The 20704-nt window shown below is 43.1% G+C and carries 19 protein-coding genes; 3 read left to right on the forward strand and 16 right to left on the reverse strand.

The window, feature by feature from the left end:
• Window positions 1-9: 9 nt before the first annotated feature.
• The 16 genes from ACMXYU_RS14110 to ACMXYU_RS14185 all read right to left on the reverse strand — a co-directional run bounded on the left by ACMXYU_RS14110 (window position 10) and on the right by ACMXYU_RS14185 (window position 18946).
• On the reverse strand, window positions 10-1680 hold the full coding sequence (locus tag ACMXYU_RS14110) for an AMP-binding protein (protein WP_415882392.1): 1671 nt from the start codon (window positions 1678-1680) through the stop codon (window positions 10-12).
• 49 nt (window positions 1681-1729) lie between these two features.
• Window positions 1730-2158 carry an SCP2 sterol-binding domain-containing protein gene (locus ACMXYU_RS14115; protein ID WP_415892507.1) on the reverse strand — a complete coding sequence of 143 codons (429 nt, stop codon included), beginning with the start codon at window positions 2156-2158 and terminating at the stop codon, window positions 1730-1732.
• A gap of 13 nt (window positions 2159-2171) precedes the next feature.
• Window positions 2172-3959 (reverse strand): acyl-CoA dehydrogenase C-terminal domain-containing protein, encoded by a 1788-nt coding sequence (locus ACMXYU_RS14120; RefSeq protein ID WP_415899178.1) that lies wholly within the window; start codon window positions 3957-3959, stop codon window positions 2172-2174.
• Between the two features lie 295 nt (window positions 3960-4254).
• A complete protein-coding gene (gene flgL, locus ACMXYU_RS14125; protein WP_415899179.1) occupies window positions 4255-5499 on the reverse strand; it encodes a flagellar hook-associated protein FlgL in 1245 nt (414 codons plus the stop codon).
• Between the two features lie 10 nt (window positions 5500-5509).
• On the reverse strand, window positions 5510-8725 hold the full coding sequence (flgK, locus tag ACMXYU_RS14130; RefSeq protein ID WP_415899180.1) for a flagellar hook-associated protein FlgK: 3216 nt from the start codon (window positions 8723-8725) through the stop codon (window positions 5510-5512).
• 76 nt (window positions 8726-8801) lie between these two features.
• Window positions 8802-9839, reverse strand: a complete 1038-nt coding sequence (gene flgJ, locus ACMXYU_RS14135) for a flagellar assembly peptidoglycan hydrolase FlgJ (protein WP_415899181.1) — start codon at window positions 9837-9839, stop codon at window positions 8802-8804.
• Window positions 9839-10927 (reverse strand): flagellar basal body P-ring protein FlgI, encoded by a 1089-nt coding sequence (locus ACMXYU_RS14140; protein ID WP_415899182.1) that lies wholly within the window; start codon window positions 10925-10927, stop codon window positions 9839-9841. Before ACMXYU_RS14140 ends, flgJ begins: the two co-directional genes overlap by 1 nt.
• Window positions 10928-10938: 11 nt before the next feature.
• A complete protein-coding gene (gene flgH, locus ACMXYU_RS14145) occupies window positions 10939-11616 on the reverse strand; it encodes a flagellar basal body L-ring protein FlgH (RefSeq protein WP_415899183.1) in 678 nt (225 codons plus the stop codon).
• 21 nt (window positions 11617-11637) lie between these two features.
• On the reverse strand, window positions 11638-12423 hold the full coding sequence (gene flgG, locus ACMXYU_RS14150) for a flagellar basal-body rod protein FlgG (protein ID WP_415899184.1): 786 nt from the start codon (window positions 12421-12423) through the stop codon (window positions 11638-11640).
• Between the two features lie 21 nt (window positions 12424-12444).
• A complete protein-coding gene (gene flgF, locus ACMXYU_RS14155; RefSeq protein WP_415899185.1) occupies window positions 12445-13185 on the reverse strand; it encodes a flagellar basal-body rod protein FlgF in 741 nt (246 codons plus the stop codon).
• Window positions 13186-13318: 133 nt separating this feature from the next.
• Window positions 13319-15310, reverse strand: a complete 1992-nt coding sequence (locus tag ACMXYU_RS14160) for a flagellar hook protein FlgE (protein ID WP_415899186.1) — start codon at window positions 15308-15310, stop codon at window positions 13319-13321.
• A gap of 10 nt (window positions 15311-15320) precedes the next feature.
• Window positions 15321-16019: a flagellar hook assembly protein FlgD gene (locus ACMXYU_RS14165; protein WP_415899187.1), complete on the reverse strand. Its 699-nt coding sequence runs from the start codon at window positions 16017-16019 to the stop codon at window positions 15321-15323.
• Between the two features lie 23 nt (window positions 16020-16042).
• Complete coding sequence (gene flgC, locus ACMXYU_RS14170) at window positions 16043-16480, reverse strand: flagellar basal body rod protein FlgC (RefSeq protein WP_415899188.1); 438 nt, start codon at window positions 16478-16480, stop codon at window positions 16043-16045.
• A 2-nt stretch (window positions 16481-16482) separates the two neighbouring features.
• On the reverse strand, window positions 16483-16881 hold the full coding sequence (gene flgB / locus ACMXYU_RS14175; protein WP_415882405.1) for a flagellar basal body rod protein FlgB: 399 nt from the start codon (window positions 16879-16881) through the stop codon (window positions 16483-16485).
• Window positions 16882-17127: 246 nt separating this feature from the next.
• A complete protein-coding gene (locus ACMXYU_RS14180) occupies window positions 17128-17979 on the reverse strand; it encodes a CheR family methyltransferase (RefSeq protein WP_415899189.1) in 852 nt (283 codons plus the stop codon).
• Window positions 17980-18010: 31 nt separating this feature from the next.
• Window positions 18011-18946: a chemotaxis protein CheV gene (locus ACMXYU_RS14185; RefSeq protein WP_415899190.1), complete on the reverse strand. Its 936-nt coding sequence runs from the start codon at window positions 18944-18946 to the stop codon at window positions 18011-18013.
• A 76-nt stretch (window positions 18947-19022) separates the two neighbouring features.
• On the opposite strand from ACMXYU_RS14185, the gene flgA reads away from it, so the two are divergent.
• From flgA to ACMXYU_RS14200, 3 genes are all read left to right on the forward strand, one after another.
• Complete coding sequence (gene flgA / locus ACMXYU_RS14190; RefSeq protein WP_415899191.1) at window positions 19023-19718, forward strand: flagellar basal body P-ring formation chaperone FlgA; 696 nt, start codon at window positions 19023-19025, stop codon at window positions 19716-19718.
• 134 nt (window positions 19719-19852) lie between these two features.
• Window positions 19853-20161: a flagellar biosynthesis anti-sigma factor FlgM gene (gene flgM, locus ACMXYU_RS14195; RefSeq protein ID WP_415892523.1), complete on the forward strand. Its 309-nt coding sequence runs from the start codon at window positions 19853-19855 to the stop codon at window positions 20159-20161.
• Window positions 20162-20169: 8 nt separating this feature from the next.
• Window positions 20170-20649, forward strand: coding sequence for a flagella synthesis protein FlgN (locus ACMXYU_RS14200; protein WP_415899192.1), 480 nt, complete (start codon window positions 20170-20172; stop codon window positions 20647-20649).
• The last annotated feature ends 55 nt before the right edge of the window (window positions 20650-20704 follow it).

Here is a 20704-nt window from a genome sequence, read left to right on the forward strand (position 1 = left end):
TATTCTGCTTTAAGCTGCGTTGGCATTATCATCTGCAGAAGGTTTTAGCAGACGACGAAGCACCTTACCGACATTGGATTTTGGCAGATCTTCAGCAAACTCGACTTGCTTTGGCACCTTGTAGCGAGTCAGTTTATCTTTACACCAATCCCTAACATCCTCACGGGATAGATCAGGATTATTGCTAACCACGAAGACTTTAACGATCTCGCCAGTCTTATCATCTGGAATGCCAATAGCTGCACATTCCACAACATCAGGGTGCTGGGTAATGACATCTTCTACTTCATTTGGATAGACATTAAAACCAGATACGATGATCATATCTTTAGCACGATCGACGATGCGGAAATAGCCTTCCTCATCAATCGTGGCGATATCCCCGGTGATAAAGTAACCATCATCGGTAAATGAGGAAGCGGTCGCCTCTTCTCTTTGCCAGTAACCTCGCATAACCTGCGGGCCTTTAACACAAAGTTCGCCGGCTTCACCTTGGACCACGTCCTGACCATCCGTACCAATAATACGAACATCGGTGTGAACCATCGGCAGCCCGATTGTGCCAGTGCGGTTATCATCGGGTGGGTTGAAACACACCGCTGGAGAGGTTTCGGTTAGGCCGTAGCCCTCTATAACGTCACAACCGGTTTTATCTTTCCAAAGCACCGCCGTAGAAGGATTCAGCGCCATACCACCTGACGCTGTAAATTTCAGATTACTGAAATCGACTTGGGCAAAGTTTTCATCGTTACACAGCGCAACAAACAGCGTATTTAGACCAACAAAAGTACTCATGCGCCACTTCTGCATCTCTTTAATAAACCCTGGAATATCCCTTGGGTTTGGAATCAAGACACTATGACCACCCATCAACGAAACCACCTGAGCAACGGTGAAAGCGTAGATATGATAAAGCGGTAGCGGTGAGATCACCGTTTCTGTCCAATCAACACCGGGAACGGTTAAACGCTCTTGCGCTTGTAACATGTTAGAGATCAGGTTGGCATGAGTAAGAATCGCACCTTTAGAAACGCCTGTTGTACCACCGGTATACTGCAAGACAGCAACATCAGAGGATTCAACTTTGACCGGATTCGGTTGCTGACCATCATACTTGTAGAATGCAGAACGAAGCGGAATCGCTTGAGGCAGATTGTAATCTGGCTCCATCTTCTTCAAGTACTTAACCGCAGCATTGAGAAGATTACGCTTAATAAAATCGTGTAGATCCCCTACTTGGGTCACAAATAGGGTTTCAATCTGCGTCTTATCCAAAATCTTTTCAGCATTGTGCGCCATGCTCTTGTGGATAATCAGTGCCTTCGCACCGGAGTCATTAAACTGGTGCTGCATCTCTTGCGGGGTATACAGCGGATTGGTGTTCACAACCACCAGCCCTGCACGCAAAATACCAAATAATACAATGGGGTACTGAATCAGGTTAGGTAGCTGGATCGCTACCCTATCACCTGGCTGCAAGTTAGTTTCTTGCTGAAGATAAACAGCAAACGCCGCGGATAAACGATCCAATTCGTTGTAATCAATCGTGCGTCCAAAGCTGGTAAATGCCGGTTTTGGGCCAAAGTTCTTTTGCACATGCGCAAGAACATCTGGAACAGTTTTAAAACCGTAATGATTTATATCAGCCGGAATTGTATCGGCGGCAGGAAGTTGCTGCATCTAAGGTTCCTCATGTAATTATTTTTATAAGGGATCTATGTCGGTAATTTTAGGCTACGGGAAAAAGTACAGCCAATTTTGTCGCTAGCATAATGTCACCATCAGCTTGTACTCGACCCGCCATGAACGCCTGCATACCATCCGTTTCACCCGACATGATCTCTTCGAGAGTAATAGAGTCCATTGTCAATGTCACGGTAGCGTCATCACTAACACCTTCCGCCACATCACAGTTACCCTCTTTCACTGTCACAAACCAGGAGTCACCATCGCTAATGTCGTACTGAAAAATTGCATCTGTGTCAGCTGCAGCATCGGCATTAAAACGATTTTTCATTTCAGTAAAAACTGCATTCAAGTCGGACATTTCAGATACCTCTTTGTCATTTTTATTCTTTAACGCATAACGTTTTGCGTTGAGTTTTAAGAGGCCGCGTAAAAGCGTGCGGCCTACTGGATTATTAAGTGCTTTCTTCACGTCTATACCTCGACTAGAAAGCAAAGTGTTCTTGATCCATATCCATCAGGTTATCTGCCCCTGATTGCATTGTTTCAACCAAACCACGAGTACGCGGCAGGATTCGTTGGAAATAGAAACGTGCTGTAGTCAGTTTAGCTTGGTAGAAAGCAGCATCACCTTCACCTGCAGCTAACTTTTCTTGAGCCACTTTAGCCATACGCGCCCAGAAGTAACCCAATACAACATAACCTGAGTACATTAGGTAATCGACAGAAGCAGCACCCACCTCATCGCGGTTTTGCATCGCTTTCATACCGATCTTCATAGTGAGATCACCCCACTCTTTATTCAGCTCAGTTAGCGGTTTGATGAACTGTTGTAGATCGCTGTTGTCAGATTCAGCCTGACAGAACTTATGCAGGATTTTAGTAAAGCCTTTTAGAGATTCTCCTTGAGTCATCAATACCTTACGGCCTAGCAAATCTAAAGCTTGGATCTGAGTGGTACCCTCATACAGCATTGAGATACGGCTATCACGTACGTTTTGCTCCATACCCCACTCTGCGATAAAGCCATGACCACCAAAGACTTGAAGACCGTGGTTAGCGGATTCGAAACCAACTTCAGTTAGGAATGCTTTTGCGATCGGAGTTAGGAAGGCAAGCAATGCATCGGCTTGTTTTTTCTCATCGCCTTCAGCTCGTTCAACCTTATCTACCAGCTGAGCACAGTAGTAGATCATTGCACGACCACCTTCAGAAAAAGCCTTCTGAGTCAGCAACATTTTACGAACTTCAGGGTGCACAATAATTGGATCGGCCGCTTTTTCTGGGTTAGCAGGGCCATTTAGAGCGCGCATCTGCAAACGATCTTTGGCATACACTAATGAGTTTTGAAAGCCCCATTCTGCATGCGCCAAGCCCTGTAATGCTGTACCTAGACGCGCAGTGTTCATAAAGGTAAACATGCAGTTAAGGCCTTTATTCTCTGGCCCAATTAGGTAACCCGTCGCCTCATCAAAGTTCATGACACAAGTCGCATTACCGTGAATACCCATCTTGTGCTCTAGAGAGCCACAACTAACACCGTTATCTGTACCTATAGTTTCTGGCAGGTGCTTAGGAACGATAAATAGAGAGATACCTTTGGTACCTTCAGGCGCATCCGGCAGACGTGCCAATACGATATGCACAATGTTGTCTGCCATATCATGTTCACCGGCAGAGATAAAGATTTTGGTACCGGAGATCTTGTAGCTGCCATCGCCTTGAGGTTCTGCTTTAGTGCGCAGCATACCTAAGTCAGTACCACAGTGAGGCTCAGTTAGACACATAGTGCCCGTCCATTCGCCGGATACCAATTTAGTCAGGTAAGTTTGTTTCTGATCTTCTGTACCATGGGCATGTAGAGTATTCATTGCACCATGGCTTAGACCTGGATACATACTCCAAGACCAGTTAGCCGTACCGACCATTTCATTCACAATGATGCCGATAGATTCTGGAAGACCTTGGCCGCCGTATTCAGCTTCATGTGCTAGTGATGGCCAACCACCTTCAACAAACTGGTCGTAAGCTTCTTTAAAACCTTCAGGAGTTTTAACAGCACCATCATTCCACTGACAGCCCTGCTGATCACCAATCTGGTTTAACGGAGATAGAACACGCTCAGCAAACTTAGCACCTTCTTCCATGATCGCGGCTACCATATCAGGCGTAGCATCCTCGCAACCTGAAAGACTCTGGTAATGCTGCTCAGCGTTAAGCACTTCGTTTAATACGAAGTCCATATCACGGAGGGGAGCTTTGTATTCTGGCATGACGTTTTCCTCATTCTTATTATCGCTCCGCTTATGCGGATAAGTGGTGCCGAGCACCAATACAGTATGTATTTAAGAATGGTTCAAAGGTCGTAATCCGCCAATAACAAAACTTACCAGTTTTAGTGACAAAAAATGGCAACCAATATTAGATGGCGCTTTATTTATTGTATAAACTGGGCTCTAAATAACAATTAAGAGCAGCCGCAATGACATATTTCGTCACAGCCATATTGCACTGCAATATAAAGACAAAAAAGCCGGCTAAGAGCCGGCTTTTAAAGAAATGAAGTTATTAGTTTATGTAATTAAATAAGCTCAGATCCTTAACCTGTGCAAAACTTGCATACGAGGCCTGTAAAGCGGTTTGCTGTAGCTGGAACCGGCTTATTGCTTCGTTATAGTCAAGATCTTCAAAGGAAGATAAAGCTTCAGTTGTGAAGAGTTCATAATCTTCATTAACAGACTGCTGCTGTTCTAAGGCATTAAGTCGTCCACCAATACTGGTCGTTACGCCAATGAGCTTTTCCTGAATACCATTCAAATTATCCAGTACAAAATCCATTGTCTCGGTAAATTCCTGCTTACCAGTGGCTGTTGTAAAGTCAGCATTATCCAATGCATCCTTCATATCTTTCGCAGTATCTAAAATATTATGCTGGGATTTAGATCCTAAAGTTGCAGTCCCATCAATGATTTTATCTAACGTAATATCCACCCCTCCAATCTGTATGACTGGATGAGTAGGGTTAGAAGCCAAATCAAAGTTATTCAATACTACCGACGGATTATCGGCCGTAATAGGCTGACCTGCTGCATTCACTACGGTTAAGTTGCCGCCTGAGAAAGTAAACGTCAGTTCACCGTTGTCGGTAATAAACTGATCAAATGCATCCGCATTGTCTTTAGTCAGAGCGACATCATCAATATGATTATTATCTTGGGTAATCACTGCATCAACATACCCAGAAATCTTTGGCACCGTCTCAAAGATATCAAAACCTGAATCAGTCGAAGCTATCTTATTTTCTGGTCCTATCTGAATGGAGCGCTGGCCGTCATCACCGGAATATTCATAACTATCAAGCGCAGCATTATATTCATAAGGCTTTGTGAATCCTTTATGCCCGGAAAATAAAAACTCCCCTTGCACATCTTTTGTATTCATTAAACCTTCTAACTGACCTAACAACTCACCAACTTCTGAGGATATAGATAACCGATCCGTCTGGGAAAGCACCCCATTTTTACCTTGGATCGCTAACTCTTTAAGTCTTATAGAAATGTTATTAATTTGCTCCAGCGTATTCTCTTCCAACTCTAAACGACGGCGCGAAACTTCAATATTGCTATTATATTGCTCAGTCCTAGCTATTTCTTTTTTGAACTTTTGAATTTGAGCAGAAGCAAGCGGGTCATCAGAAGGCTGCTGAATACGCTTCCCCGTCGATAATTGGTTTTGTGTCTTAAAAAGTTCACTATTAGTTTTATTGATATTATCAACATTACTAAGGAAGACTTGTTGAGTAGAAATTCTCATTTTCTATCTCCTATACACTTTGAAGCAGCGTATCAAAAATTGTCTGTGCTGCCCGAATCAACTGAGCAGAAGCCTGATAAGCTTGTTGAAACTGAACCAGTTTCGCTGCTTCTTCATCCAAATTAACACCTGAAATCCCTTCACGCGTTGCAATATTTGCATCTAAAACTGATTTACCAGCCTTAGCATTTACCTGTGCGACAGCTGCTTCTGAACCTACTCGTTCTACATTCAGTCCATACTGATCCTGATAAGAAGCACCATCAATCAATTTTGCCGCTTGAAGATCCGACATTAAGAGGGAGTTTCTGTTATCTGAAACCCCACCAGTATTTAGGGTAACCTGAAAAGTATCCCCTACTTGAGGTCTATTATTGATAACAACCTCATAGCCAGATAACGCTATTGGCGTGTTAGGCTCATATTCACGTACAACACGATCACCATCTGCATCGGTTAGGACAACATAAGCAGCTTCTTTTGAGTCGGGAGAGTGCTGAATAATAAAACTATCACCATTCCCCGGCACTTCAGGAGGGTTATTAACATCAATCGCAAAACCAAACGTTTTCGTCATGTCCAAGGCTCCAGATTGAGCCCCGCCATTAAACAAAACTGTTGAAGGGTTTGCAGAATCGGTAACTACATAAGTACTTGAACCACCGTCATAAACAACCTGAACAGGGAAGGTAACAGCCCCCATTAAACGCTCATCGGTTACTCGTATGTTATTGATAGTTGCTGCACTATTAATATTAGAATTCTGCTCAGGAGCGATCATCACCGTATCATTGACAGCAATATCTGTATCTACATGAATATCTAGGCCAAGGCTTGGCAATGAAAGGTTGCCATCAGCATTAGCCACCCCTGAATAAAGCGTGTTTCCTGCTGTATCAGCAACCTCATAAGTACCCGCTGGCACATTTGTATAGGTAACCGTTAGAGGATATTGCGCGGCACCAACCAATGCAGTGTCGGTAACTCTTGCTTCAATAGAACCTGTTGCAGAAGGGCTACCCGTTTGCGCTGTAAAAACAGGAGTATGCTCTACTTTATTTACATCTGCAGGCTGTACCGTAAAGCTATTTAAACCTGCGCCATCAACAACCCCAGTAGCACTTATTTTCAGGCCAATCTGATCTGTCATATCAAAAACAACATCAGTACCTGATACTGAAGCAGTTACAACAAAAGGACCTCCTGACGCAGGAGTTACCTGATAATTCCCTCCCCCTAAAGAATCAAAGGTTAAGGGATAACCTACACTTCCAACTTCTTCGGCATCAGTTAGGCTGACTGCATCAGATGAAAAAGTTAAACCTGTAGTTCCTGTAGTAACGTTTAAATCTGCAGGTAAAGATACAAACTGATTCCCAGTATTCGCAGCACCTTCTAGCTCTGGTAAAAAGGCAACCTGTAGAGGAGGCGTTAACCTATTGTCATCAATTAACGTTGAGTCGTACTCGATTGAAGACACACCAACCGGCGATCCAGTTCCGCCAACGGTTAAGGTCAAACCATAAGCTGCATCAAGATCTATCTCTGTCGCAGTTGGAGCGGGCACAGCTGGACCAAAAATAGTGGCTCCCGTACTGTCTTTAACTTCATAACTACCTGTACCAGGTGCTAAATGCTCCACACTTATAGGAAAAGATAAGTTATTAATTTTCGTATAATCAGAAACTTGGAACGTTAAAGGCGTAACCGCAGGATCAACAACTGCTAATCCTGCAGTTGCTGGAGGTGTTAATGTGTTCTCAACATTAGACAACGTAGCAAACTCAGGATCCGTAATGATTACTTCAACTTCACCTGTACCTTGATTAGATCCTGATTCAGCCACTGCCAATGGCGCAGCCAATGCTAGTTGACGTCCATTTGTGATGACCGACTCAATTTCAGAAGCTGCATTTCGAGTCGGGCGAATTAGATACTGATCACCCGGAATAAAGCCAGTATCTGTACGCATACTTAGGCTAAATCCATCTATCCGTAAATCTAATTCACCAGTTAAAGGGTCATATGCATATTCGCCATCTTCATCAACATCAGATACATCCGATTGTAAATTAAGAGTATTACTTTCCCAACGCATACCATCAGACTCACGGGTAATAGTAAATGTCCCCGTATCATTAAAAATCAAGTTATATTCTGATGCTTGGAGTTTATCAGCTTCATTTATAATGACTGTCGAATTTACTGTTGATCCATTATCTCTATAAGCTATGACTCTATTCTGGGTAACCGCAGGTGCATTAATATCCGTAAACAAAAGGCCACCAGCATTACCATCAAGATCGATACCTTTTTGGTGCTGTTCATTCATTGTTTCAGCAAAAACCAAAGCGATCCGGCCCAACTCATCAAGAGACTGATTTAGTGTCGTATCCCTGTAAGTTAAAGTGCCGCCAATAATCCCGCCAGATACTTGCCTAGTTATATCAGCCTCATTATTCCCAGTTTTCAAGGAAATATTCAGCATACTGCTGTCTGCAGGGTTCAAAGAAGTAACTAGTTTATTAGCAGATAATCCCACCACCAAAGGCTCGCCGTTACCGACAAATACACTGACCTCGCCGGTAGAAGGCTCGCTAATCGTAGTAAAACCTATATATTCAGATAACTCTTCAAGCTTTGCATCACGTTGATCCAATAACTCATTGGAAACTTGCCCCGCAGCTGTAGCAATACGAATATCATCATTCAACTGCGCAATATTCTGAGCAATGGTATTTACTGCTGCAGTAGCACTTTCCAGCCGCCCATTGATAGTTTCATTTTGGCGTCGAATATTTGAATCAAGATCATTAAATCGTCGTACCAAGGCATCTGCTTGCGCAAGAAAGAGTTCGCGGTTTGGCAGGCTTACTGGATCATCAACAGCAGTCTGTAATGCACCAAAGTAATCATCCATCGCTTTAGATACACTCGTGACATCAGATGCCATTAAGTTATCCAGCTCGTTCGCATAATCACGATAGATCTCAAAACTTTTGTAGGTCGAACTATCAGACCAAATCTGCTTGTTCAGAAACTCATCAGCTATACGATCTACGTCATTAACCAATACCCCAGCTTGATCTTCACGAGAAAGGAAGACAGGTCTTTGCCTGCTATACCCTTCCGTATTCACATTACTGATATTCTGACCTGTAACTGTCAGAGCCGTTTGGTTAGCCTGTAGGCTTTGTGTGCCTAAAGATAGTAAACCGAAAGACATGAGAACTCCTTTTGAGATTTGGTCTGCTTCTAAAGATGAACCGAGGAGAGTTATGTAATAGCTTATCGACTATTACTTAACCCTCTTTAGATCCATCACTTCGACTAGCGAGCAGAGCTCCCTCAAAAATATTTTTAATCTTGTCAGCATAATTAGGATCAGTTGCATAACCTGCTTCCTGTAATTGCTGCACATATTTATATGGATCATCTGCACTTTCCAACGCAACCTTGTAACGTGGATTAGTTTTCAGAAAATCAACATAGTCTCTAAAGCTGTCTTCATAGCTGTCATAGCTTCTAAAGAAAGCCTTTTCCTTTTGCGCTAAACCATCTCTGTATTCCAAAGTGGAAACTTGCGCACTTTCGCCATCCCAGCGTCGATCTGCTTTTATATTGAAAAGGTTATTTGCATTGCTACCGTCTGCAGATCGAACCATAAATTTTCCCCAACCAGTTTCTAGAGCAGACTGCGCAAGTAGAACTCGAGGATCAACACCTAACTCGCCAGCCACCTTCTCAGCTAACGGCATTAGCTTTTCAACAAATTCTTCTGGAGACTCAAAACGATCAGGAAGATTTTCATCTGCTACTTTTTTAGCTGCAGCTAACTGTGATTCAAAAACTTCTTTAACCGTACTTTTCTGCTCTTCCGTCAGCGTAATCCCAGGAGGATTTTCTTGGCCTTCAGCCTTCGCTAAAAGTGCCGCAGCAGCAACCGACGCAGCCTGATCAAAAGCTCTATTAAGTTCCCGGCTATTTGTATCTAGTGGTTTAAGTTCAGGCTTTTCTTTATCCACCTGACCACCAAGCTGCCTAACTAGAACATCTGTCAATCCAATACCTTGGGATCCCGACAGCTCCAGAGCAATCTGATTGTCATACATGCTTTGAAACATTTTGGTTTGACTGCTATTCATGAAGTTGTCTTCACCAAATGCGGCATTAGCTTCACGCATAGATTTCAATAACATGCTTACAAAAAGTTGCTCAAATTGCTGAGCAGCCAAACGCAGACCTTCATCACTATCGCCTTTAGCTTTAGCTTTTAATTTCTGAAGCTCAGCTAGATCGGAATAGAGTTGAGCATTATTGCCTGCGCCTGTTTTAATCATTAGATCACCACCAATTCAGCTTTTAAGGCACCCGCCTGTTTCAGCGCTTCCAATATAGCCATCAAATCACCTGGAGCAGCTCCAACCTGATTTACCGCTTCGACGATGTCCTGCAAGTTAGCACCAGGCGAAAATTCAAACATATGACCAGAGCCTTCATCAACTTCAATACCAGTACGTGGGGTAACAACCGTTTGGCCACCACCTAATGGATTTGGCTGGTTCACATCAGCAGCTTCTGCGATTGCGACTGTCAAACCGCCATGGGTAATAGCCACAGGGGATACTTGAACATTTTGACCAATGATGATGGTGCCTGTACGTGAGTTAATCACAACTTTGGCGGAATCTTTCGCCGGCTCTACATTTAAATTCTCAAGAACAGAGAGAAAAGAAACACGTTGATTAGGATCACGAGGCGCTCTTACTCGGATTGAAGTAGCATCCATTGAAGCAGCCATTCCCGCCCCTAATAAGTGGTTAATTTCTTCAGCAACTCTGCGAGATGTAGTGAAATCAGGACGGTGAAGGTTCAATACCAAGCTATCTCCTTGAGTAAAGCCACTTGGTACAGCTCGCTCAACTGTCGCACCATTCGGTATCCGACCTACGCTTGGTACATTCAAAGATAGACGAGAACCATCAGCTCCCTGAACACCAAAACCAGATACAACCAAATTACCTTGAGCTACCGCATAAACTTGGCCATCAGCCCCCTTCAAAGGAGACATTAGCAAGCTACCACCACGCAAACTTTTTGCATCGCCAATGGCTGAAACTGTAATATCGATTTGCTGTCCAGGTTTAGAAAAAGCTGGAAGATCGGCATGAATTGCCACTGCAGCAATATTTTTAGAAGACGGATTCATCGTAGATGGAATCGCCACACCAAAATTATTCAACATATTGCGGAATGTATGTGAGGTAAATGAAGTTTTATCACCCGTACCATCCAAACCAACAACCAAACCATAGCCAACTAATTGGTTAGAACGAACACCAGAAATACTTACCATATCTTTAAGACGGCTTGCCTCTGCAACAATCGTCACTAGCATGCAAGTTACGAGAATTAATGTATTTTTCATCATCATTCCCCTTAGAATGGCATTAACGCACTAATAAAGAACTTAGATACCCAGCCCATGACATTAGTGTCATTCACAGCTCCTGTACCACTATAAGCAATTCGCGCGTCTGCAAGCTTAGTCGATGCAACGGTATTGTCTGAGCCAATATCCTGAGGTCTAACCATACCGCTGATTCGGATATATTCATCGCCCTGATTTAGGGTTAACCATTTTTCCCCTTTAACCAATAGAACACCGTTTGGCAAAACGTTATGAACGGTGACCGTAATATTACCTGTGAGGTTATTGCTCATATCTGAAGAGCCTTCCCCTTCAAACGTTGTTGTTGGACCAGTAATCGAGGCGCTTAGAGGCTTGCCATTAAGTGATACCGCATCTCCTAATATAGTTGGCTGAGTCAACGTCAAACTACTAGACTTATCCAATTCTGTAGTCGCACTTTTCTGAGAACTTGTGCTTTCTTGTAAGGTAATAGTCAATATATCGCCGATTCTGTGAGCCCTACCATCCCCATACAAATTTATGCTCGTTGCAGAGTTATAAATTGAGCCATTCATTGGTGCAGGCTGCGTTAAAGCCTGCGGAACCACTGGAGCATACTCAGGATTATTAGGTTTAACCTGTTTCTGCACACAGCCTGTAAGCAAAAAGGTGATCGATACAAAAGCAGTGATAAATTTTTTCATTGTTAAAGCCTCAATAACCTATTAAAGCTGCTGGCTAACGTAAGAAAGCATCTCATCAGCAGTGGAGATAACTTTCGAATTCATTTCGTAAGCTCGCTGGGTTGTAATCATATCCACCAGCTCTTCTACTGAATTTACATTTGAATTTTCTAACGACCCCTGAATAAGTACTGCCGTACCATTCTCCCCTGGATTGCTAACTACTGGAGCACCACTAGATGCTGTTTCGCTATAAAGGTTTTGACCTTGTGCCTGTAGGCCCTGAGGGTTAACAAAGTCAGCTAGCTGCATTTGCCCTATCTGTGTACCTTGCGGGCTACCAGGAGTTGTAACAGTAACGATTCCATCTGTACCAATAGAGAAATTAAGTACATCATCAGGCAATGTAAGCTCAGGCTCGAGCAAATACCCCTCAGGGGTAACCACTTGGTTGTCACTATTTAAGTGTAATTGCCCATTACGTGTATAAGCGGTATCCCCATTTGGCAACGTTACTTGAAGAAAACCACGTCCATTGATTGCTACATCAAATGGCTCACCAGTTACTTCCATATCACCTGCAGAAAACAGCTTTTGTGTTCCTACAGTCCGAACACCTAAACCAATTTGCAAGCCTGATGGCAGCTGTGCTTCTTCTGCTGTTTGAGCACCTGGCTGACGACGAATCTGATACATCAGATCTTCAAAAACTACGTTATCTTTCTTGAAACCAACAGTTGATACGTTGGCCAAGTTGTTAGAAATCACCTTCAGATTTGTATCCTGAGCGGTCATTCCAGTTTTAGCTACGCTTAGTGCACCGTGCATTATTCGATCCTCAGGTGATTATTAAGATATTTTCAAAATTGTTGCTGCAGTTTCTGAATTTTCTTCTGCAGTTTTCATCATTTTAATTTGCATTTCGAATTGGCGTGAAGTCGATATGATACCCGTCAATTCGCTTACAGCATTTACATTACTTGACTCAATATAGCCTGAGCGGATACGGACATTAGGGTCAGCCAACTCAGGCTCACCACCATTTGTCATCAAGCCATCAGGGCCTTTGAAGAGAGTTTGAGGATCTGGATTTACAAGCTTAATTTGATCTGCCACCAACAGCTCTGCCGCATTTTCACCTAATGGGCGGATAGTAATTATTCCACTGGTAGATACTTCAATTTCTTCGAAAGGCGGCAATACAATAGGAATTCCGCCATTGCCCATTACCGGCAAGCCACTTCCTGTAACCAACTGGTTAGCGGCATTGATCTGCAGTGAGCCGGCACGAGTATACCCCTCTGTACCATCTGGACGAATTACAGAAAACCAACCATCACCAGCTACAGCGATGTCCAATTTACGTCCAGTTTCAATTAGCGTCCCACTTGTCATATCTGTCGCGGGACGTTCAGTTTGGGCATAAACTCGAGAGGCATGCCCCTCCCCAAACACCTGCATAGCGCGGGCTTGAGCCAAATCCGCTTTAAAGCCTGAGGTATTTGCATTTGCAAGGTTATTGGCATGAGCTTGCTGAGCCAGCATATTTTCTCTGGCGCCACTCATTGCTAAATATAGAACCTTATCCATCTTTATCTTCTCGTTTGAGCGGCATTGCCGCATCTCGTTGAATTCTTATATGGGATAGATAAAGCAAATGGTATGCCAGAAACACAAAAAGACCGCTTAAGCAGTCTTTTTGAAGAAAAATTACGCAGTCAGATTAAATCTGAAGAATATTCTGAGTAACTGTATTTAGTGTTTCCAAAGTCTTAGAATTCGCCTGGAAGTTTCGCTGAGCCTCAATCAACGCTACAAGCTCTGCCGACAAATCAACGTTTGATTGTTCAAGAGCAGCAGACTGCAACGTACCATTTAGACCAGTACCCGGCGGGTTCACAATTGCATTACCGGAGCTGAATGTTGCTGTCCATTCTGTATCACCGGAAGGAGACAAACCTGACTGGTTTTCAAAAGTCGCAATTGCAACAACACCTAAATCTTGATTTTGGCCATTGGAGAAACTTGCGACCATTTCACCCGTTCCACTAAAAGTGACACCTATCAAGTCCCCTTTAGTGTAGCCATCTTGCTGCGAAGCCTTCACTATAGATGCCGATGCAAACTGGGTTGTATTGGTAATATCCAACGTAATTTCAGTAGTCGCATCTGCAGGGTCAGCACCAACAATAGTTATACCCGGTACCACCGCACCTACTGAGAACTGCTGCCCATTGATTCCAGACAACAAACCATTTGACGGATTAAACTTAATCAGTATTGGTCCCGGTTCTGTACCTGTACCTGCCTCACCTGGATCAAGCGCCTTACCAATATCAAGAGTTTCTGTTCCGTTCAGGTAGGCAAACATTCGGTACACACCTTGGAAGGAGTTATCACCATCTTTAATCGTAGGTGTACCAATCTGATTGGTACCAGAAGTCGCAACAAAGGTTAAGGCTTCACTGCCATTGATATCACCGGCCTCAGCTTTATAAGTGATAGTAACTTGCTTATTGACGTTATCGTAAATAACCGACTCAACATCAGGGTTGGCATCTTTAATTCTGGCCTCTGATGCAGTGATAGCTGCTCCTATTTGATCGTCAGTTGATCCAGAAGGGATCGCAGGTAAAGTGATACCGCCGACTTCAAGTACTAAATCATCAACTGTAGAACCCGTTATTGGAAATGTATAAGTTTCATTTGCAGCAATCTCTGCAACTTCTACTACTCCAAGCTCACCACCAGCATCAGCGTCAACTAACTGTACTAGATCAGGCTCTGGATATTCTGATTTAAACCTTATAGTAATATCATCAGGGCCATTTACAATGATACTTTGAATACGCGCATCACCATTGATCGGATCCGTCATTTTGTCAAAGAAAGCGCCTGCCGCAGATATATTAGGGTCAGCATTCGCTGAGGATAAAGAATCTAAAGTATAAGGGTAACCTGGACCAGGCGGGACAGCCGCCAAGTCCAAATCAGCCAACGCAGTTAAATCTGCAGCATCAAGCTGAACACCTGAGATCTCATCATTCAGCTCAATACCAGTAACCTGCTGCTGAGCTTGATAAGGACGCGCTTCTGCCATATTAAACTTAATTGTATGCTCATTACCTAAACTATCGAACGTTCTAATTGTTGTACTATAGGTAAATGAACCAGGCTCATCTTTATCGTAATCTGGCAATAGCGTTGCGGCATCTTCCCTAGAATCAATATTGAAAGAAAGATCAATATCTTCTGTAGCTTTTGGTGGACTTTCTTTCTGGGTAACTGCCAAATTATCGATAGGCAATCGGTTACCTTCTGAATCAAGGCCATACCCCTGAAGAAAAGCACCAGTCTTAGATACCACGAAACCATTTTTATCTAACTCAAATGAGCCCGCTCGAGTATATGTAGTACTACCTTGACCATCATCTAGCTGAAAGAAGCCTGAACCATTAATAGCCAAATCAAGGTTATTGTTTGTAAACTGTATCGTGCCCGCTTTAAAGTCTTGTGCGATATCCGTTACTGTTACACCAGCACCGGCAACGTTTGATGAACCAGCCCCTACAACTGCCGTTGCGTAGATATCACCAAATTCAGTTCGAGATGATTTGAAACCGACAGTACTCGCGTTCGCAATATTGTTGCCTGTTACATCGAGATCTGTAGTAGCCGCTTTTAGGCCGTTAACGGCTGTATTAAAACCTGACATAGTCTTATCCTCACACGCCTATCTGTTTCACATCGCTGATATCAAATGTGCCAGCTGTAGTGTTCACTTTCATACCGATACCATTTTCACCCAGAGTTACGCTGTTAACTCTATAGGCCATATTGGTATCAACCGCTTGATATTCATTATCCTCAAGACGCTCGATAACGAAGGTGTAATCTCCCGGCGGATGCTCTGGATTACCGTCTTCATCAAATCGCATCTGCCAAGCAAACTCATGCTCGCCTTGCTGAACCGCTCCTAACTGCATATTGTCAACTAAAGTTCCGCTCGAGTTATAAACCTTAATTCTTACATCTGAGGCACTGGTTTCCAGATTAAAAGCACCTTTCGCGAACGGGTTCATAGCAGTTCCTACCTCAGAGGTATCACCAGGGATGAACACTGACTGCCCCACCATAGAAGAAGCTTGCAATGCGGCCTGACTCGATAGCATCGACTGCGACATCTCATTCACAGAGACATTTAGCTGATTGATGCTTTCGACTTGTGACATAGTGGCAATTTGCTGCATAAAATCTGTAGTATCTGCAGGGCTTGACGGATCTTGATTCTGCAACTGAGCAATCATCAGTCGCATGAACATATCACTGTCTTCTTCCGTCTTGCTTTTTTGCGTACTAGAAGATTGATTCGTTTTATTTATCTGATCAAAAACGTTCTGATTTACGCCATTAACGTTACTCATGGCCAAAAACCTCGTTTCTTAAATTATTGCTGCCCAAGTCTAATCGTCTGCTGCAACATCTGCTTGGCAGTATTCATAATCTCGGTATTAATCTGGAAAGATCGAGAAGCTGAAATCATATCCGCCATCTCTTCTACAACATTTACATTCGGGTAATAAACAAATCCTTCCTCATCCGCCATAGGATGCGCAGGATTGTATTCTTGACGTAACTCAGCCTCACTTTCCACAATCCCTAAAACCTGTACACCTTGTCCAGCAGCAATACCAAATTCATTCTCAGGCTCTGCTAAAGGGTCAACTTGCTGCACAGCAAACACAGGTTTTCGAGCTCGATAAGTTTCATCAATACTTGAACTAACACTCTCCGCATTAGCCATATTACTGGCAGTTGTATTTAAGCGGATTGTCTGAGCGTTCATAGCCGAACCAGCGATTCCAAATACATTACTCAATGACATAATTATTCACCTTTGATCGCTGATTTAAGACCAGTAAATTTCTTATTCAGGAAATGAAATGACGTCTGGTAATCCAAAGCATTTTCAGTATAGCGAGCCATCTCTTGCTGAACTTCTACAGTATTACCATCCACAGAGGCTTGATTAGGAATACGGAACATCATATCTGCCGCTAGGTCAGGCTCGAGTAGCTCGGTATTGTGACCTGCAGCAGTAGCAACCTGCTTAACATTCATTTTAGTCGACACATGCTCTAACGCTTCAGCAAACTCAATATCTCTCGCTTTAAAGTTAGGCGTATCAGCATTGGCTATATTATTAGCTAAAACCTCTGCACGACGAGCACGATGCATAAGTGCGTCATCATGAATTCCTAAAGCTGCGTCAAAACTAATTGCCATTTCATTGCCTCATTTAACATTACCCCTAACAAAGCAAACCGCATGCCAAACAGATAAAACCTTATATTTTCAATATGTTAAGTATTTTACACATATATTAACAACCACCTACCATCTAATAACGGCAAACTTAAACCGCCAAATTGCCGCTGGCGGCAAGGGAAACTAACTCAACAAAAAAGAGGCAATAAAAAAGCCGCTTACCTTAGGCAAGCGGCTTTTTCGAAAACAGATTGATCTATCTGACTAAATAGCTTGATAAATAATACCTGGGCGACAATGAATCATTTTGTATTTATCGGAAAGGCCAGAAAGGAATTCAGAGGCACCTAGTATCAGGTAACCTCCAGGTTTCAACACGCCATGCATCTTGGATAAGATCTCAGTTTTCTTTTCACTAGAGAAATAAATCAACACATTTCGGCAGAAAATCACATCAAATTTACCCATCGACGAGTATTGCCCAAGCAGATTAATACTCTGAAATCTGACTTTTGATTTGATTTCCGGTTTTACTGCCCAACTACCATTAGGCGTTTCACGGAAATGCTGGGTTAGACGTTCTTGGGACAAGCCTCTGCCTATTGCCAGCATTTCGTATTCACCTCGACGTGCTTGCTCAAGCACTTGGGTAGAAATATCGGTAGCGATAATCTCTTCAGAAGCCAACTTACCAGGATTTTTTTTCTTAAATTCATCCAGCGTCATACTGATTGAATAAGGCTCCTGGCCAGTCGAACACGCAGCAGACCAAATTCTAATTTTGTTCGAGCCAATTCCCTGACTCAGCATTTCAGGAACGATACGATCACGCAAAATATCGAAAGGATGAACATCCCTAAACCATAAGGTTTCGTTAGTGGTCATCGCATCGATAACTTGTTCACGCAATCGTTTAGATGTAGGGCTTTGCAGTTTAGTAATGAGCTCTTTCAGCCCAGGGCAATTATTTTCCTGAACAATTTTTCCTAAACGACTTTGCACAAGATATTGCTTATGCTTTGCAAGCAATATCCCACTACTATCCTCAAGGAAGCGACTGAACAATTCAAAGTCAGCATCCGTGATCGTAAAATTTGATCTACCGGAAATACTCATGGAAAGAGTAACACCCCTACCTTGTGCCTTATTACTTTTCTACTTGCTGAATACGCTGTACGACAGCTGTAGCAAGATCATCCGGGTTAAACTTAGCAAGGAAGCCATCGGCTCCCACTTTTTTAACCATAGACACGTTGAAGCCACCCGACAAGGATGTATGCAAAACCACATGCATATTACTCATGCGTTCATCTTCACGGATCATAGATGTCAATGTATAGCCATCCATCTCTGGCATCTCGATATCAGAAATAATCATCAAGAAATGATTTGTCACATCCGTACCGCGATCTGCCATATCACGCAATAAGTCCCACGCCATTCGGCCATTATTGCAAGAGGTAACCTTAATCCCCAAGTTTTCCAAACTACGCTGCATCTGATTTCTAGCAACCGAAGAATCATCAACGATTAAAATTTGATAATCACGAGCCTTCTCACGCACAGTATCATCAGCAACATCTTTACTAACTTCTGTAGGCATTGGATAAAGGTCAGCAAGGATCTGTTCAACATCGAGAATTTCTATTAGTTTATTTTCATACTCAAAGATAGCGGTCAGGTAGTTCTCAACGCCGATCTCTGTTGGCGGAGCCATTATTTGATCCCATTGAGTATTCAATATGCGGTCAACCTTACGCACCAAGAAAGCAAGTGTTCGACGGTTATACTCAGCAACTATCAGGAAGCAATCCTGCCTTTGCTCCTGAGGAACGGTTTGACGCCCAACAGCTTCTGACAAATCCAAAACAGGAATCGTCTCGCCACGAATATGCGCCATACCTTTAATAGCAGAAGTCTGACGAGGCACCTCTGTAAGCTCGGGGCACTGCAATACTTCACGCACTTTAAAAACATTGATGCCGTATTGCTGCTCTGATTCCAAAGCAAACAATAGCAGCTCCAACCTGTTCTGCCCTACCATTTGGGTACGTAGGTTTACACTATCTAGGATACCTGACATGATCTAATAATCCCGTAGAGATTAAATCTATTCTGTTTGTACGCCGTTACATAAACATAATGTTAGTTACAACAACGTGAATAAGCATAATTTAACACGACTTTTCCTCCTAACCACTGTTCTTTTGGCCCCATTCGGCGCTATAGCAGCCGATCAAACCGAAAAATTAGAGCAGGAGGCGCTGCTTTTTCTGCAAGAACACTACAAAAAAGCCAAGCCAGATGCGCGTACTGAGATCAAACTTAACCCGATTAGCCGAAAAATCAAACTAAAAAACTGCCAACAACCCCTAGAATTTCAATCACCTAAGGGAAATGGAAGCAGAATCACCTTTAGAGCTAAGTGCCCATCTCCTATTTGGCAGCTATTTGTAACTGCACAAATTAAACTCTATGGAACAGCGGTAATCAGTAGCACCAGCCTGCCTCGAAACACTCCCCTTAGCTCTCAGCACCTACACCGCTCGGAAGTCGATATAACTAATCTGCGCTCAGCCTATTTTCTCCGTACTGAAGAAATTATAGGCTGGACTACGAAAAGAAGTATTGCAGCTGGCACAATTTTTACTGCACCCATGCTAAAACCACCGCTGGCCGTATCTAGAGGAAATGCCGTAATCATAGAAGCAAGACGTAGCGGTATATCAATTAGAGCTGCAGGAACAGCACTACAGGACGGCGCTATAGGCCAACAGATCAAAGTTAAAAATGATCGTTCTGGCAATATTGTTAAAGCTATGGTTATTGAGCCTGGGCTTGTTCGAACCCCATAACCTAAGGTAATCCGACATGGTGTCATCTACCTACAACTGCTATACTCGCTTTATTAAAGAAAAAAATATTTTTTCTAAAGTTTCCAAATTAGCCGCCGATAAGCTGGTTCAGATACAAGTTTGAGGACGGAAAAATGATCAACGACATCACGGGCCTGTCATCGTCGCAGACGAATAGCACTCGTGCACGAGCAGGTGAAAGCAATGCAACCAAAACTGGTAGCAATGACGCCCCTGCGCAGTCTCCGTCCAGTAAAGGTGATACAGTTAAACTCAGCAATGCAGCTCAGACACTGCAGAATGTTGAAAAGCAATTGGCCAATGCACCTGATGTGGACAGCGAGCGTGTCGAGCGACTAAAACAAGAAATTGAAAGTGGCAGCTATCAAATCAATGCTGAACGTGTAGCAGAGAAGATGCTGAACTTCGATAGCCTATTGTAAGTTTCGCTATGACCGAACAACAACATATAGAACTGGATACCCTGCTCAAGCAGGGTATTTTGCTTTTAGAATCACTTAACACTATTTACGACAGAGAGCTTGAAGCTCTCAGTAGTAAAGATCTTGAGCAATTAAGTGATATCACCCAAGAAAAGATGGGCGTAATTAACAACTTCCATAACTTTACTTTGGAACGTGTCGCTCTATTAAAGTCTTTTGGCATTGAGATGGATTCAGAGGATTACTCAACTGCAGAAGACAATACCTCAGCAGCACAGCAGACCAACACACTTTATGCTGAAATTAAAAAGCACTTAAAGGAATTGCAGCATAAGAATAAGCGTAATGAACAAGCGATTTACCGTAATCAGCAAAACGTGAATCAACTACTCGCTATTGTTCGCGGTCATAAGAAGCAAGATCAGCTCTATGGCAAAGCTGGCGCCTCAAAACTATACAAAGCACAGAGCAGCTTAGGGAAAGCTTAAACTGCTCTAACCTTCTAGACCTAGTGACTCGATCAGAAAATCTCGCTAGAATTCC

This window comes from Neptuniibacter sp. QD48_11 (assembly GCF_047778095.1).
In the GTDB taxonomy this organism is placed as follows: Bacteria; Pseudomonadota; Gammaproteobacteria; order Pseudomonadales; family Balneatricaceae; genus Neptuniibacter.